Annotated in this window: 13 protein-coding genes; 8 read left to right on the forward strand and 5 right to left on the reverse strand. The window is 67.6% G+C overall.

Translation table 11 applies throughout. The features are described from left to right. Window positions 1-38 precede the first annotated feature (38 nt). From gnd to dnaA, 3 genes are all read right to left on the reverse strand, one after another. The gene (gene gnd / locus ACWDKQ_RS01040) at window positions 39-926 is read right to left on the reverse strand and encodes a phosphogluconate dehydrogenase (NAD(+)-dependent, decarboxylating) (protein ID WP_450136711.1); all 888 of its coding nucleotides are present in this window, start codon (window positions 924-926) and stop codon (window positions 39-41) included. A 152-nt stretch (window positions 927-1,078) separates the two neighbouring features. Beyond that, window positions 1,079-2,203, reverse strand: coding sequence for a DNA polymerase III subunit beta (dnaN, locus tag ACWDKQ_RS01045; RefSeq protein ID WP_450136712.1), 1,125 nt, complete (start codon window positions 2,201-2,203; stop codon window positions 1,079-1,081). A 1,463-nt stretch (window positions 2,204-3,666) separates the two neighbouring features. Then, window positions 3,667-5,418 carry a chromosomal replication initiator protein DnaA gene (dnaA, locus tag ACWDKQ_RS01050; protein WP_450136713.1) on the reverse strand — a complete coding sequence of 584 codons (1,752 nt, stop codon included), beginning with the start codon at window positions 5,416-5,418 and terminating at the stop codon, window positions 3,667-3,669. A 602-nt stretch (window positions 5,419-6,020) separates the two neighbouring features. Between dnaA and rpmH the strand changes: the two genes are divergently transcribed. The 8 genes from rpmH to ACWDKQ_RS01090 all read left to right on the forward strand — a co-directional run bounded on the left by rpmH (window position 6,021) and on the right by ACWDKQ_RS01090 (window position 11,567). Next, window positions 6,021-6,164, forward strand: coding sequence for a 50S ribosomal protein L34 (gene rpmH / locus ACWDKQ_RS01055; protein WP_083822226.1), 144 nt, complete (start codon window positions 6,021-6,023; stop codon window positions 6,162-6,164). 12 nt (window positions 6,165-6,176) lie between these two features. Beyond that, window positions 6,177-6,623, forward strand: coding sequence for a ribonuclease P protein component (gene rnpA / locus ACWDKQ_RS01060; protein WP_450136714.1), 447 nt, complete (start codon window positions 6,177-6,179; stop codon window positions 6,621-6,623). Beyond that, window positions 6,623-6,961, forward strand: a complete 339-nt coding sequence (gene yidD / locus ACWDKQ_RS01065) for a membrane protein insertion efficiency factor YidD (protein WP_450136715.1) — start codon at window positions 6,623-6,625, stop codon at window positions 6,959-6,961. The genes rnpA and yidD overlap by 1 nt, the downstream gene beginning before the upstream one ends. Before the next feature lie 5 nt (window positions 6,962-6,966). After that, window positions 6,967-7,899 (forward strand): membrane protein insertase YidC, encoded by a 933-nt coding sequence (yidC, locus tag ACWDKQ_RS01070; protein WP_450136716.1) that lies wholly within the window; start codon window positions 6,967-6,969, stop codon window positions 7,897-7,899. 80 nt (window positions 7,900-7,979) lie between these two features. Continuing rightward, window positions 7,980-8,492 (forward strand): Jag family protein, encoded by a 513-nt coding sequence (locus ACWDKQ_RS01075; protein ID WP_450136778.1) that lies wholly within the window; start codon window positions 7,980-7,982, stop codon window positions 8,490-8,492. 380 nt (window positions 8,493-8,872) lie between these two features. Beyond that, the gene (rsmG, locus tag ACWDKQ_RS01080; RefSeq protein WP_450136717.1) at window positions 8,873-9,571 is read left to right on the forward strand and encodes a 16S rRNA (guanine(527)-N(7))-methyltransferase RsmG; all 699 of its coding nucleotides are present in this window, start codon (window positions 8,873-8,875) and stop codon (window positions 9,569-9,571) included. A gap of 98 nt (window positions 9,572-9,669) precedes the next feature. Further along, window positions 9,670-10,569 carry a ParA family protein gene (locus tag ACWDKQ_RS01085; protein WP_450136718.1) on the forward strand — a complete coding sequence of 300 codons (900 nt, stop codon included), beginning with the start codon at window positions 9,670-9,672 and terminating at the stop codon, window positions 10,567-10,569. Next, the gene (locus tag ACWDKQ_RS01090; protein WP_450136719.1) at window positions 10,566-11,567 is read left to right on the forward strand and encodes a ParB/RepB/Spo0J family partition protein; all 1,002 of its coding nucleotides are present in this window, start codon (window positions 10,566-10,568) and stop codon (window positions 11,565-11,567) included. Before ACWDKQ_RS01085 ends, ACWDKQ_RS01090 begins: the two co-directional genes overlap by 4 nt. Before the next feature lie 131 nt (window positions 11,568-11,698). On the opposite strand, the gene ACWDKQ_RS01095 is transcribed toward ACWDKQ_RS01090, so the two are convergent. Together ACWDKQ_RS01095 and ACWDKQ_RS01100 are read right to left on the reverse strand one after the other, a co-directional pair. After that, the gene (locus tag ACWDKQ_RS01095; RefSeq protein WP_450136720.1) at window positions 11,699-12,649 is read right to left on the reverse strand and encodes a D-alanine--D-alanine ligase family protein; all 951 of its coding nucleotides are present in this window, start codon (window positions 12,647-12,649) and stop codon (window positions 11,699-11,701) included. Between the two features lie 342 nt (window positions 12,650-12,991). Further along, window positions 12,992-14,335 carry an aminotransferase-like domain-containing protein gene (locus tag ACWDKQ_RS01100; protein ID WP_450136721.1) on the reverse strand — a complete coding sequence of 448 codons (1,344 nt, stop codon included), beginning with the start codon at window positions 14,333-14,335 and terminating at the stop codon, window positions 12,992-12,994. Window positions 14,336-14,676 lie beyond the last annotated feature (341 nt).

Raw genomic sequence — 14,676 nt, forward strand, 5'->3', positions numbered from 1 at the left:
CGATTTGTCGACAAATCAACACCGCTTCCGGTTCCCGGTCAGTCCTCGGTCTTCTGCACGGCGTGGCCGCCGAACTGGTTGCGCAGCGCCGCGACCGCCTTCATGGCCGGGGAATCCTCCTGACGCGAGGCGAACCGCGCGAACAGCGAGGCGGTGATCACCGGCGTGGGCACGGCGTTGTTGATCGACTCCTCGACGGTCCACCGACCCTCGCCGGAGTCGTTGACGTAACCGCGCAGCTCGGTCAGCTCCGGGTCCTCCTCCAACGCGCGGACCAGCAGGTCCAGCAGCCAGGAGCGGACCACCGTGCCGCGGCTCCACGCCTTGATCGTCTCCGGCACGTTGGTGACCACGTCCGACGCCGACAGCAGCTCGAAGCCCTCGGCGTAGGCCTGCATCAGGCCGTACTCGATGCCGTTGTGCACCATCTTCGCGTAGTGCCCGGCACCCACCGGGCCGGAGTGCGCGAAGCCTTCCTCACGCGGGCCCTCCGGGCGCAGCGCGTCAAAGATCGGCATGGCCCGCTCGATGTCCTCGGCATCACCACCGGCCATCAGGCCGTAACCGTTCTTGGCACCCCATACGCCGCCGGAAACCCCGACGTCGACGTACTTGATCCCGCGCTCGGCGAGCAGCGCCGCGTTGGCCTGGTCATCTGTGAACTTCGAGTTGCCGCCCTCGATCACCAGGTCGCCGGTCGACAGCAACCCGGCCAGCTCCTCGACGGTCTGCCGAGTCGGGTCGCCGTGCGGCACCATGATCCAGACGATCCGCGAGCCGGCCAGCTTCTGCACCAGCTCCGCGATGGAAGCGACATCGCTGACCTCCGGGTTGCGGTCGTAACCGACGACGTCGTGACCGGCGGCGCGCAGCCGCTCACGCATGTTGAAACCCATTCGGCCGAGACCGACAAGTCCGAGTTGCACCCGATCTCCCTCTGCGAGCTGTGTATCGACTGGTTGGTCGGCGCGGATCACCGACCGCGGGGTGAGGACCTCACCAGCTGAATCGATCCGACCGGAGCCTAGCCATCGGCGTTGGCGGCTCCGGTCGGGCAGTGCGCCGGATGTGACCCAGGTCAGCCCGGGAGGCGGACCGGCATCAGGAGGTAGAGGTAGCCCTCCGTCACTTCGCCATCCTCTCCGACCGGCTTGACGAGGGCCGGGCGGTTGGCGGTGGTGAACTGAAGCTGGGCGCGCTCGGTCTTCATCGCGCCGAGCCCGTCGAGCAGGTAGGCAGGGTTGAACGCGATGGTCAGCGGCTCGCCGACCAACTCGACTGCTAGCTCTTCCTCGGCGCTGCCCTCGTCATCGCCGCCGGCGGTCAGCCGCAGCAGCCGGTCGGAGAACTCCAGTCGCACCTGGGTGCCGCGCTCGGCGACCAGCGAGACGCGCTTGATCGCCTCGACCAGCGGGGCGACGTCGACGTCGGCGGTCACGGCGCTCTCGGCAGGCAGCAGCTGGCGGTACTTCGGGAACTCCGCGTCCAGCAGCCGGGTGGTGTTGCGGCGAGCGGTCCCAGACAGGCCGAGCAGGCCGTCGCCGGAGGCCAGCGAGATCTCGACCTTGCTGCCGCCCGTGCCCAGCGTCTTCGCCGAGTCGGCGAGGGTCTTGGCCGGGACGAGCACCGCGGTGTCCTCCATCGAGGTGCCCGGCTCCCAGGTGATCTCGCGCATCGCCAAGCGGAACCGGTCGGTGGCGACCATGGTCAGCTTGTCGTTGTTGATCTCCATCCGGATGCCCGTGAGCATCGGCAGCGTGTCGTCCTTGCCAGCCGCCACCGCGACCTGGCCGACGGCCTCGCTGAACAGATCGCCCGGAACCGAACCGGCGTGCTCGGGCATCGCGGGCAGTTCCGGGTAGTCCTCGACCGGCATGGTCGGCAGGCTGAACCGCGAGCTGCCGCAGGTGATGGTGACGCGGGAGCCGTCGACGGTGATTTCGACCGGGCGGGCCGGGAGCGCTTTCGTGATGTCCGCCAGCAACCGCCCGGAAACGAGGGTGCGTCCGCTGGCGTCGATCGAGGCATCGATGGTGACCTGGGCCGAGACCTCGTAGTCGAACCCGGAGATGGTCAGCGCCTCCCCGGAGCTCGCGTCGAGCAGCACTCCGCCCAGCACCGGAACCGGTGGCCGTGACGGCAGGCTGCGCGCGACCCAGGCGACGGCGTCGGCGAGACCGTCACGTTCCACGCGGATCTTCATGGGTGTCCTTTCGGTTCCAGCCGTGGCTCGGCTGCCGGAGAACTTTGTAGAGCTGGGGAGCAGCTCATCGGGTCGGTGTAGTCGGTGTGCCCCGCGCTCATCGCAACGAGGACGAAGCGGTCCCCCCACGAGCGCCGTGCACGCGAAGTTCGGCCCGGGCTCGACCCGGAGTTCACGTCGGCGGCCTCCGCGGGAGTTCCACCGTAGAGCGTGCGCCGCGATCTCCGCATCCGGGTCCGAGCAGTTCGTGCTGCCGTCCTGGCTGTCCAGGCCGAGTTGTCCACTTATCCACCGAGCCTTCTTCTCTTTTTCTTTTTCTTTCAAAAGAAGAAATAACCGCAGTAGTAGTAAGGGCTGTGAGTTGTGGGGACAAGTGTCGTTTGGGCTGGTCGTGTGGCGTGGTCGGGTGTGGATGAACACGGGATGTAACCGTGGACTACGACGTCCAGGTGGTGGACAACTTCTGCCTTACAACGGTTTGTCCACAGCCACCCCCAGTTGTCCACAGCTCCATCCACAGTTGTCGGCCCGGTTATACCCACCCCCTGTTGGTTTTGGGCTCCTCCACCGATCAGGTTGTGGGCAAACCTGTGAGAGCGTTGTGGTCAACCCGGCTCCACTCTGTGGGCAGCTTGCTCCAGCTTGTGCACAGCTTGTGGATGAATTGGGGAAAATTCCAGGTCAGGCCTGGGGATGAAAAATCTGTGGACAGCTCGAGCCTCGGCGGACTTTTTTGCCGATGGGGTGAGGCGAAGGCCACCCCGGTCCTCAGAAAAGTTCGGCGCGCCAAACCTCTTTGCGACTGCGGAGCGCGCTTGATCAACCTCGGAACGTGTTGGTTTGCTGTCCGGATGCGCACCCTGCGGTCGGCTCGAAGGGCTCGATGCGTGCGCATCCCGGGCTCCGGGCGGCCCGCAAAGTGGCCCGAAGTTTCTGTCGGAGCGGTCTGATCCGAGCCGGGTAGCCCAACAGAAACATCTCGACGTCCCTGGCGGGCCCTGAGGGCCTCCGGCGCGCGCCACGAAGCGCGCAGCGATCAACGATCAGGCGCAGCCCGGTTGCGGGCCCGACTGCTCGCTACCGGACGATTCCCCACGGGCCGCGACGGGGGAGCTTTCTGTTGAAGGGGGTAGCTCGCGCCGGGCGGGGTCAGCAGAAAGATTCGCGGAGAGAGGCGAAGGAATCACACTTGGCCCCCGAGATAGCCCCGCAGAAGCCATCTGAGCGTCCCGACCCTTCTGACCTCGAACATTCGGCAGACGAGGTGTCGGACGTGCGGCGTCGGCCGCTTCGGCTCATTGCCCCGGGTTCTCATGCCTTGCCGGTCCGTCGGGGTTCTTGGCGAGGCCAGTACCCGGCGTGGTGAATTGGCACCATGAGCCGGGGATCCCGGAGTCCCTGCGGCGTCGGAAGGTGCACTACCCGAACCGCCACGCAGTACGCCGCCAGTTTCCTCTGAGGTGTCAGCGAGACTGCTGCTTGATGCGGGCCGTGAGCTCTTGGACGTGCTCGTAGATGCGGCGCCGCTCGGCCATCTCCTTGCGGATCTTCTTGTCCGCGTACATCACCGTCGTGTGGTCGCGGCCGCCGAAGTACTGGCCGATCTTCGGCAGCGACGAGTCGGTCAGCTCCCGGCACAGGTACATCGCGATCTGTCGGGCCTGCGCCAGCGCCTTCGTCTTGCCGGGGCCGCACAGGTCGTCGATGGTCACGCTGAAGTAGTCCGCGGTCACCGCCATGATCGTCGGCGGGGTGATCTCCGGGGTCTGCGAGTCCGGGATCAGGTCGCGCAGCACGATCTCGGCCAGCTGCAGGTCGACCGGCTGCCGGTTCAGCGACGCGAACGCGGTGACCCGGATCAGCGCCCCCTCCAGTTCGCGGATGTTGCGCTCGATCCGGGACGCGATGAACTCCAGCACGTCGGCCGGCGCGTTCATCCGGTCCTGGGCTGCCTTCTTGCGCAGGATCGCGATCCGCGTCTCCAGCTCCGGCGGCTGGATGTCGGTGATCAGCCCCCACTCGAACCGGGTGCGCAGCCGGTCCTCCAGGGTGCGCAGTCCCTTCGGCGGCCGGTCCGAGGACACCACGATCTGCTTGTTCGAGTTGTGCAGCGTGTTGAAGGTGTGGAAGAACTCCTCCTGGGTTCCTTCCTTGCCCTCCAAGAACTGGATGTCGTCCACCAGCAGCACGTCGACGTCGCGGTACCGGCGCTGGAACGCCACCTGCCGGTCGTCGCGCAGCGAGTTGATGAAGTCGTTGGTGAATTCCTCGGTGGACACGTAGCGGACGCGCATCCCGGGGAAGAGTCGCTGGGTGTAGTGGCCGACCGCGTGCAGCAGGTGCGTCTTGCCGAGCCCGGACTCGCCCCAGATGAACAGCGGGTTGTACGCGCGGGCCGGTGCTTCCGCCGCGGCGACGGCGGCGGCGTGCGCGAAGCGGTTCGAGGAGCCGATGACGAACGTGTCGAAGGTGTACTTCGCGTTCAGCCGGGTTTGCGAAGTGGGCGGCGCGTGCTTCGGCGCGGTGAACGGCTGGCCCTGGTGCGGCTCGCCTGGTTGTCCGGCGCGGCCGAAGGTCGGCCAGATCTCGTTGGCGGACTCGTCGGCTTCCGGCTCGGTCGCCGCGCTCTCCGGCTCGTCGGTTTCGCCGTCGCCGTCGGCACCCAACGGCGACGGAACCTCGCCGTTGGGCCATTTGAACTCGGCCGTCGGGAAGTCGATCCCGAGGTGCTTGTCCGGTACCGCGTGCCGCCCTCCGGCGTCGGGCACCGAACCAGGCACCGGACCGGTGACGGACCCGCTGATCGAACCGGTGTGCGCGGTGTTCCCGAAAGCTTCGGGCCCCCGCCCGAAGCCAGGCGAGGAGAGGAATGGAGGCCCGGGGTGATCGGCGCCGCGGCCGGACCGGGAATCGGCCGGCGCGGGCGCCGCGGCCGGGCGGGTGGGCCCGGGAACGGCGGTGTCCACCTTCACCGCCAGCGACACGGCGCGGCCGAGCCGGCGGGAAAGCGCGTCGGTGATCGGATCACGCAGCGCGCGTTCGATGGCTTCCTTGGCGAAGTCGCTCGGCGCGGCGAGCAGAGCGGTACCGTCCAGCAGCCCGATCGGTCGGGTCACCCGCATCCAGGCGCGTTGCTGAGGCGAGAGCGTGCCGGAGGACAGCTCCTGCACCACCTCATCCCAAACTCGAACGAGATCGGCTTGGTGGTCGGACACCGCCTTGCTCCCCCTCCCCTCGCTCGCGCAGCCCCCGGTGCGGTCCCGGGCCGGGCTCCCACGGTGCTCGGGCGCGGGCGGTGTCACGGGACGGTGGGGCCAGACTCAGGTGGACACCTGTTCAATCAGGTGTCCACAGAGTTGTCCACAACTTGTGTATGAAGGTACGGCAGGCCACTGCGGTCATCCCCCCTGGGGCGGCTGTACCGCTTCGATCGAGGTCAGGTGCCCACCGAAGACCGGGTGTTCCCGCACACCGATCCGCGCATCGCAGGGGGGCACCCGCGTCACATGCGACTCCCGGAGACGCCGCGAAGGTCGGGATGTGGCAGCCTCGTTGCCACCGGTGCGGCGGTTGTGCCCGGTGATCGTCGCCAGATGGCGACCCCGGTTCAGCTTCCTCCGCTGCCACTGCGTACCCTCGTACAGTCCCCCGCTTCCTGAGCGGGCATGTCGCTGCGCCGAGATTCTGGTGCCGTGCGCCGCTCGGTATTCGCCGATCGCCGCGTGGCCAGCGACTGCGGCTCGCGAAACAGGGACACCTTGACCGAACCGTGGTTCACCGTGGCCATCGGTGCCTGTAGTAACCGGGAGATCCGACCGTGAGCAAGGGCAAGCGCACTTTCCAGCCGAACAACCGCCGCCGTGCCAGGAAGCACGGGTTCCGGCTGCGCATGCGCACTCGGGCCGGCCGGGCCATCGTGGCCTCGCGCCGTCGCCGGGGTCGCGCGCAGCTGACCGCCTGATCGCGTCCGGCCGTGCTTCCCGCGGCAGCCAGGCTGACCAAGAACCAGGAGTTCCGTCTGGTGGTCCGTCGTGGTCGCCGGGCCGGCCGGTCCCGCCTGGTGGTCCACGTGCTGCGTCCGGACCAGGCTCGGGACCTCGGGCCGCGCTACACCGGCGAGGCCTTGCCGGAAGCCGATGCGAAAACGGCACCCACCCGGAATTCGGATGTCTCGACCCGGGTGGGTTTTGTCGTGAGCAAGGCCGTGGGGACGGCCGTGGTCCGGCACCGGGTCACCCGTCGCCTCCGGCACCTGATGCGCGACCTCCTGTCGGCGTTGCCCGCTGGCACACTGGTGGTGGTCCGCGCCCTGCCTCCCGCAGCAGGTGCGTCCAGCCGCGAACTCGGTGCGGACCTCGACGTGGCGCTGCGCAAGCTCCGCGTCCTCTCCCCCGATGTTCCGGCGACGGGTTCCAGGTGATGGCTTCGGACGAGCGTCACGACGACAGGCTCCGCGCCCCTGCTCGGCGCCCGAGCCCACTGGCCTGGGTGCTGCTCGGTCCGGTGCACGTCTACCGCAAGGTGATCTCCCCCCTGCTGCCGCCGTCGTGCCGGTTCTACCCGAGTTGCAGCACCTACGCGGTCGAGGCGCTCACCGTCCACGGACTGTTCCGCGGTGGCTGGTTGACCCTGCGCAGGTTACTGCGGTGCGGCCCCTGGCACCCTGGAGGCCTGGACCCGGTTCCACCGCCCCGTGAGCGGTCCGCGGCGGCCGACCCCGTTAGTGGCCGCGTACCCGAGAAACCTGCCGAGGAGTAGCCCGCGTGCTGGACTTCATCTACTACCCGGTGTCGGCCATCCTCTGGTTCTGGCACAAGGTGTTCGGCTTCGTGCTGGATCCGGCCAGCGGCTACGCCTGGGCGCTGGCGGTGATCTTCCTTGTCTTCACGCTGCGCGCGCTGCTGTTCAAGCCGTTCGTGCACCAGGTGCGGTCGATGAAGAAAATGCAGGAATTCGCGCCGCAGATCCGAGCACTGCAGGCCAAGTACGGCGACGACCGGCAGAAGCTGGCCGCCGAGATGCAGAAGATGCAGGCCGAGCGGGGCTTCAACCCGCTCAGCGGCTGCCTGCCGATGCTGGTGCAGATCCCGGTGTTCATCGGGCTCTTCCACGTGCTCAACGGGTTCAAGCCGGGCGCACCATCGAACTACATCTTCAACGCGGACGACGTGGCCTCGTTCGTGGCGGCCGATCTGTTCGGCGCGAAGTTGTCGAACACCATCAGCCAGACGCCGGAGGTGCTCGCGATGTTCGGCACCGACCGCGTGGAAATGATGTTGGTCGGTGTGCCGCTGATGATCGCCGCCGCGATCGCCACGCACTTCACCGCGCGCCACTCGGTGCAGCGACAGACAGTCGACGCGGCGGCCAACCCGCAGACGGCGATCATGAACCGGATGACGCTGTGGATCTTCCCGATGTTCGCGATCATCGGTGGTCCGTTCCTGCCGCTGGCCATTCTCATCTACTGGCTGGCCAACAACTTCTGGACGCTTGGTCAGCAGCGTGTGGTGTACCGCCGGATCGACCGCGAGGAGGCTGCGCTGGCCGGCGCGCCCGCGGTCGTCGAATCCACTGTGGTGGAGACGGGCACCACGTGGGTCGCGGACCCGGTGGCCAAGGACCAACCCGGTGAGATCCCCGGGGAGATCGAAGACCGTTCTCGCGACGCGGACAAGCCGGGCGAGTCCCGCTGAGTCCGTCGCGAACCCTGGAGAGGAGACACCCAGTGTCCGAAACCGTGCAGGAGCCGAGCCCGTCCCCGGCCGAGTCCCAGATCGACAGCGCGGAGAGCAGCGAGACCGCAAAGTCCGAGGTGTCGAACACCGAAGCTCTCCTGGTGCAGGAGGGCGACATCGCGGGTGACTACCTGGAGCGGCTGCTCGACCTGCTGGACTACGACGGGGACATCGACTTGGACGTCGAGGCGGGTCGAGCGGTGGTGAGCATCGACGGCGGTGACGATCTGGAGAAGCTGGTCGGCGGACGCGGTCAGGTGCTGGAGGCGCTGCAGGAGCTGACCCGGCTGGCGGTACAGCAGGAGACCGGCGTCCGCAGTCGGCTGATGCTGGATGTCGCGGGCTGGCGGGCGGGCCGCCGGCAGGAGCTGACCGAACTTGGGCGCTCGACCGCGGAGACCGTGCTGGAGACCGGAAAGGAGGCGCGGCTGCGCCCGATGACCCCGTTCGAGCGGAAGATCATCCACGACGCCGTTGCGGCCGTCGACGGCGTGCACAGCGAGAGTGAAGGCGAAGAGCCCAACCGCAAGGTTGTCGTCTTCAAGAGCTGACCCCTGCCCCACCGGTGCCCCTGTCGGTCCCCTCCTCGGACCGACGGGGGCACCGGCGCATTCGGGCCCGTGTTTCACGTGAAACACGGCGATTGGCCGAGACCTCGAGTCCTCCTTTGAAGTAGCGCCTGCGCCGTCGCAGGTTCTCAGACGTCGCCTGGCGAGAACGCCTCACGCCACGTCGTAATCGCGCGAATCGGGGATCTGGAGTCCGGGCGGCGCCTGAGATTCCACCACCCGCATCGATACGCGAGTCGAGTCGATTCCCCAAAGGAAGTTTCACGTGAAACGCGGGTTGCCGTACGACTGCGGATCGCGATCCGGCAGGCTTAGGTGAACACACCTGGTTCCACGTGAAACATCGACACGGGGTGAATGCTTTGACCGGAGGTGCGCCATCTGCGGCGCGGGTCGTATTCGGCGAGCGGTTGGCGTTGGCGGAACGCTTCGTCGAGTTGCTCCAGGAGCACGGAATCCGCCGCGGTCTGATCGGTCCGCGCGAACTGGACCGGCTCTGGGAAAGACATTTGTTGAACTCTGCGGTGATTGCGGAGTTGCTGCCACCGAATTGCCGGGTGTTGGACGTAGGCTCTGGGGCGGGGTTGCCGGGCATCCCGTTGGCGATCGCCCGCCCGGATCTGAATCTGACCCTGTTGGAGCCGATGGCTCGACGGGTGACTTGGTTGCAGGAAGTCGTTACCGAGTTGGCGCTCACCGTCGAGGTGGTGCGTGGACGTGCCGAGGAGGGCCCGGTGCGCGAACGGCTGGCCGATCAGGACGTCGTGACCGCGCGTGCCGTGGCGCCGATGGAACGGCTCGCGAAGTGGTGCCTCCCGCTGCTTCGGACCGGGGGCCGACTGCTCGCCATGAAGGGCGAGAGCGCGGCGGAGGAACTCGAACGGGATGCGCCGGCGATTGCTGCGGTCGGTGGCGGTCGCGGTGAAGTGGTTTCGTGCGGTGTCGGTGTGATCGAGGTGCCGACGACCGTCGTCGTGGTTGAGCGGGTCGCGGCGACCCGAAATGCGTCCGGTCGGCGTCGTGACGGTGCACGTCGAACGAGAAAGGATCGTGGACGGTGAATCCGGAGTCAAACGGAGCGGGTCGTGTTTCACGTGAAACGAAGGGGCGTGCAATGGGCGGGCTTCGGTTCCCGTCCGTGCCGGGAGGCGAGTCGTCGATGAGCAGCTTCGGCAAGGACGACATCGGCTGGACCCCAATCATGGAGGAGGCCCAGCGGGCGACCCGGGTGCTGCACCCGGAAGCCCTGGAACTCCCCCGCCCCACCCATCGGCGGATCATCACCGTGGCCAACCAGAAGGGCGGCGTCGGCAAGACGACGAGCACGGTGAACCTCGCGGCGGGGTTGGCGTTGCACGGGCTAACCGTGTTGGTCATCGACCTCGACCCGCAGGGCAACGCGAGTACTGCGCTGGGTGTCGAGCACCGCTCCGGCGTTCCGTCGGTGTACGAGGTCCTGCTCGGTGAGATCAGCATCGCCGACGCGGCGGCGCAAAGCACCCAGTCGAAGAACCTGTGGTGCGTGCCGGCAACGATCGACCTGGCGGGCTCGGAGATCGAGCTCGTCACCATGGTGGCGCGCGAGGGCAGGCTGAAGGAGGCGCTGAACTCCGAGGTGGTGGACCAGCTCGCGCCCGACTACGTCTTCATCGACTGCCCGCCGTCGCTGGGGCTGCTCACGGTGAACGCGTTGGTCGCCGCGCACGAGGTGCTGATCCCGATCCAGTGCGAGTACTACGCGCTGGAGGGGCTGGGCCAGTTGCTGCGCAACATCGAGCTGGTGCAGGCACACCTCAACCCTGCGCTCTGGGTGTCGACGATCCTGTTGACCATGTACGACGGGCGCACCAAGCTGGCGGACCAGGTGACCGCCGAGGTTCGCGGCCACTTCGGGGACCTGGCGCTGCGAACGGTCATCCCGCGGAGCGTGAAGATCTCCGAGGCGCCAGGCTTCGGCCAGACGGTCCTGACGTACGACCCCGGTTCGCGCGGGTCGATGAGCTACCTGGATGCCGCTCGGGAGATCGCCGAGCGGGGTGCCGAGAGGAAGACAGCATGACCGAGCGTCGAGGTGGTCTTGGCCGCGGCATTGCCGCGCTGATACCCAGCGGTCCCCCGGCAGGCGCTCCCCAGACGGGTGTCGACGGCGCTGCGCTGCGCAGCCCGGTGCTGCGCGGACCGAAGCCCGCCGAACCCGCGCCGGAGCCGGTTTCACGTGAAACCGGCGCGATCGTGGCTGGCGCGGTCTACCGCGAGATCGCCATCTCTTCGATCACGCCGAACCCCAAGCAGCCGCGCCAGGTCTTCGACGAGGTGGCGCTGCAGGAGCTGCAGCACTCCATCCGTGAGTTCGGCCTGATGCAGCCCATCGTGGTGCGCGAGTTGGAGGCCGACCAGTTCGAGCTGATCATGGGCGAGCGCCGGTGGCGTGCCTCCCAGTTGGCCGGGCTGGAGTTCATTCCGGCGATCGTCCGCAAGACGCAGGACGACGAGCTGCTCCGGGACGCGCTGCTGGAGAACATCCACCGGGTTCAGCTCAACCCGCTCGAAGAGGCGTCGGCCTACCAGCAGCTGCTGGAAGAGTTCGGCGTGACGCACGACGAGTTGGCTGACCGTATTGGCCGCAGTCGCCCGGTCATCACCAACACCATCCGGCTGCTGCGGCTGCCGATGGTGGTGCAGCGTCGGGTAGCGGCCGGGGTGCTCTCGGCCGGGCATGCCCGCGCGCTGCTCGGCCTGGACGATGCCGGGGCCCAGGAGGATCTGGCCAAGCGGATCGTCGCGGAGGGCATGTCGGTCCGGGCGACGGAGGAGGCGGTGACGCTCCAGAAGTCGGAGGGCCCGGCGAAGGAGAAGGCGGCAGCGAAGAAGCCGATCCAGGCCCCTGGCTTCGACCGGTTGGCAGACCGGCTGTCGAACCACTTCGACACCAGGGTCAAGGTGGAGCGCGGTCAGCGGAAGGGGCGGATCGTCGTCGAGTTCGGGTCGGTCGACGATCTCGAGCGCCTCGCAGAGTTGATCTTGGGTGATCAAGCGTCGCAGTTCCGCGAGCAATGACACCGAGCCCTTTCGTCACGGTGACACTTACTTTAAGTAGTTAAAAAACACTAAAATGTAACCGCTGCTTGCGGAACAGAAAGGGCCGGCCTCCGACGGAGACCGGCCCTTGTTTCACGTGAAACAGCGGATCATCGCGATCGTGCGATCGCCCGCTCGACGAGCATCGCGAAGACCTCCCCCAGTGACCGCCCGGCGGCCTCGACCGCCATCGGCAGCAGCGAGGTCTCGGTCAGTCCGGGCGACACGTTGACTTCCAGGAAGTGCGGCGTCCCGTTCCGGTCGATGATCGCATCCGTCCGCGAGACGTCGCGGAGCCCGAGCAGTCGATGTGCGGCGATAGCCAGCTCACCCGCAGCGGCGGCGGCTTCGGCCGGGACCTCGGCAGGTGCGTGGTAGCTGGTGAGCCCTGCGGTATAGCGGGCGGTGTAGTCGTAAACCCCGTCCGCCGGCTCGATCTGCACTGCGGGCAACGCCTCCGGCCCATCCGGCCCGTCGATGACGGTGATCGCCACCTCGGTCCCCTCGACGAACTGCTCGACGAGCACCGCGTCGCCGTAGGACAGCGCGCCCACCATCGCCGCGGGGAGCTCGGCGGAGTCGCGCACTACGTGCGCGCCCAGCGCCGACCCGCCCTGGTCCGGCTTGAGCATCAACGGCAGCCCGAGTTTGGCCACGAGCGCGTCCAGCACGGCCTGCGCGCCGAGTTCGCGGAACGTTGCATGCGGCAACGCAACCCAGTCCGGCGTGGCAAGCCCGGAGCGCGCCAGCTCGGCCTTGGCGGTCGGCTTGTCCCAAGCCCGGCGGCAAGCATGCGGGCCGGTGCCGACGTACGGGACACGGACCATGTCCAGCACGGCCTGCACCGCGCCGTTTTCACCTTCCCCGCCGTGCAGTGCGACCACGACCGCGTCGGGGCGCTCCTGTTCGATGCGGGACAGCAGCCGGGCGTCGGCATCCCACTCCGCCACGGTCATGCCGACCGAACGCAGTGCGGCGGATAAACGGCGCCCCGAGCGCAGCGACACCTCGCGCTCGTGCGACAGCCCCCCTGCGAGCACGGCAACCCAGCGATCAGACACTCAACACACCCCTGGAAAGTAGTAGTCCACTGTGCTCAGGAAAACTCCTGGTGCACAGTGGACTGTTTCTCGTTTGCAGACCACGCGGACCGAAAGGCGCGAGGTGCCCCACCGCACTGTGACGTCAGGCAAGTGGCGAAGCCGCCGTTCGCAACACACGCAACCGGCACCACCACGGGTTCTCAGACGTCGCCTCCCGAGGTCAGCCCCGATGCCGCGCATTTGGTCATACGCAAGTCGGGGATCTGATCCCGCAGTCGAGGCAGCGTCTGAGAACCCGCCGCGGGACCACCTCCGCAATCCAGCCAGCGAACCCTTTCCTGCCAGGATTCGGCGAAAACTCTACGCGGTGTCGGGCGACGGAGCCTGCGGGCCCGGGACGCTGCGCTGGGGCACCGTGCCGAAGGTGCGGACCAGCTCCATCTCCTCGGTCAGCGTGTTGGCCAGTCGTCGGACGCCCTCGCGGATCCGCTCCGGCGTCGGGTAGCAGAACGACAAGCGCATCTGCTGGCTGCCGAACCCGTCGCGGTAGAACCCGGTGCCCGACACGTACGCGACCCGCTGGGTCACCGCGCGGGGCAGCATCGCCTTGGTGTCCACGCCCTTTGGCACGGTGAGCCAGACGAAGAAGCCGCCGTCGGGGCGCGTCCACGTGCAATCCGCCGGCATGTACTGATCCAGCGCGCTGAGCATCGCGTCGCGCCGTTCCCGGTACTGCTCTTGGAAGATCTTGATCTGCCCCTGCCAGTCGTGCGTGCTCAGGTAGCGGGACACGATCATCTGGTTCAGCGTGGGCGGGCACAGCGTGGCCGACTCGGCGGTCAGCACCAGCTTCTCCCGGATCGCGTGCGGCGCCAGTACCCAGCCGACGCGCAGGCCGGAGGCGAACGTCTTGGAGAACGAGCCGAGGTAGACGACGTTGTCCGCATCCATGCTGCGCAGCGCGGGGTGTGGCTGGCCGTCGAAGCCGAGCAGGCCGTACGGGTTGTCTTCCACCACGAGGATGCCGTGCTGGGCGCAGATCTCCAGGATCTCGGAGCGCCGCGGCAGGGCTAGCGTGATGCCGCCCGGGTTGTGGAAGTTGGGAATGGTGTAAAGAAACTTGATCCGCTTGCCCTGCGCGGTCACGTTGGCGATGGCCTGGCGCAACGCGTCGGGCTGCAGGCCGTCCTCATCCATCGCGATGTGCACGACCTCGGCCTGGTATGCGGCGAAGGAGCCGAGCGCGCCGACGTAGGACGGGCCTTCGGCGAGGATGACGTCGCCCGGGTCGCAGAAGATGCGCGTGACCATGTCCAGGGCCATCTGGGAGCCCGCGGTGACCATCACGTCGTCCGGGTGGGCGGTGATCCCTTCCAGCGCCATGACCTCGCAGATCTGTTCGCGCAGCTCCGGTACCCCGTGCGCGGATCCGTACTGCAGCGCGACCTGGCCGTCGACGGAGATGAGGCGGGCGACCTCGGCGGCCAGCGAGTCCAGCGGTAGCGCGGCGAGGTTCGGCATGCCGCCGGCGAGCGAGACCACCTCGGGGCGGCTGGCGACGGCGAAGAGAGCTCGGATCTCGGAAGCAGTCATCCCGGTGGTCCGCTCCGCGTAGTGCGCCCGGTACGCGTCCAGGTTGCGTGCGGGCTTTTCGGGCGGGCTGGGCTGTCCCGGCGTGGCCGGCTGGCTTCCGTGGTCCGACATATCGCGCTCCGGTTTCGGTTGTGCGCTCTGCTCATCCCCGTGGGGACGATCGGGCGATTCTATAGGGCCTATCGTCACAACCCACCCAACATGTAACGAGCACCTCGCAAAAAGGGGTCTCCGATTAGTTCCGCGCGGCGGTGCGCGTAGCGGTGTGAGTGGCGGGATCTCAGGGGCTCTCTTGACGCCGGGATCCCCGACTCGCGCTTCGCCGCTTGCGACAGCTTTGAGCGCATCCGTTCAAGTGTCGCTGTTGCGGTTGTTCCGGTGGCGCTGGTGGTGGCGGCGCTCTTGTGATCGGTTGGTCGGTGGTAAGCGATCTCACTCCATTGGGTTGCTGG

The organism is Saccharopolyspora sp. NPDC000995 (assembly GCF_053599315.1).

What these genes read in the sequence shown, in the direction of transcription:
- dnaN (WP_450136712.1), bottom strand. Translation starts at nt 2,203, where the DNA reads ATGAAGATCCGCGTGGAACGTGACGGTCTCGCCGACGCCGTCGCCTGG.
- ACWDKQ_RS01090 (WP_450136719.1), top strand. Translation starts at nt 10,566, where the DNA reads ATGACCGAGCGTCGAGGTGGTCTTGGCCGCGGCATTGCCGCGCTGATA.
- ACWDKQ_RS01085 (WP_450136718.1), top strand. Translation starts at nt 9,670, where the DNA reads ATGAGCAGCTTCGGCAAGGACGACATCGGCTGGACCCCAATCATGGAG.
- yidD (WP_450136715.1), top strand. Translation starts at nt 6,623, where the DNA reads ATGGCTTCGGACGAGCGTCACGACGACAGGCTCCGCGCCCCTGCTCGG.
- ACWDKQ_RS01100 (WP_450136721.1), bottom strand. Translation starts at nt 14,335, where the DNA reads ATGTCGGACCACGGAAGCCAGCCGGCCACGCCGGGACAGCCCAGCCCG.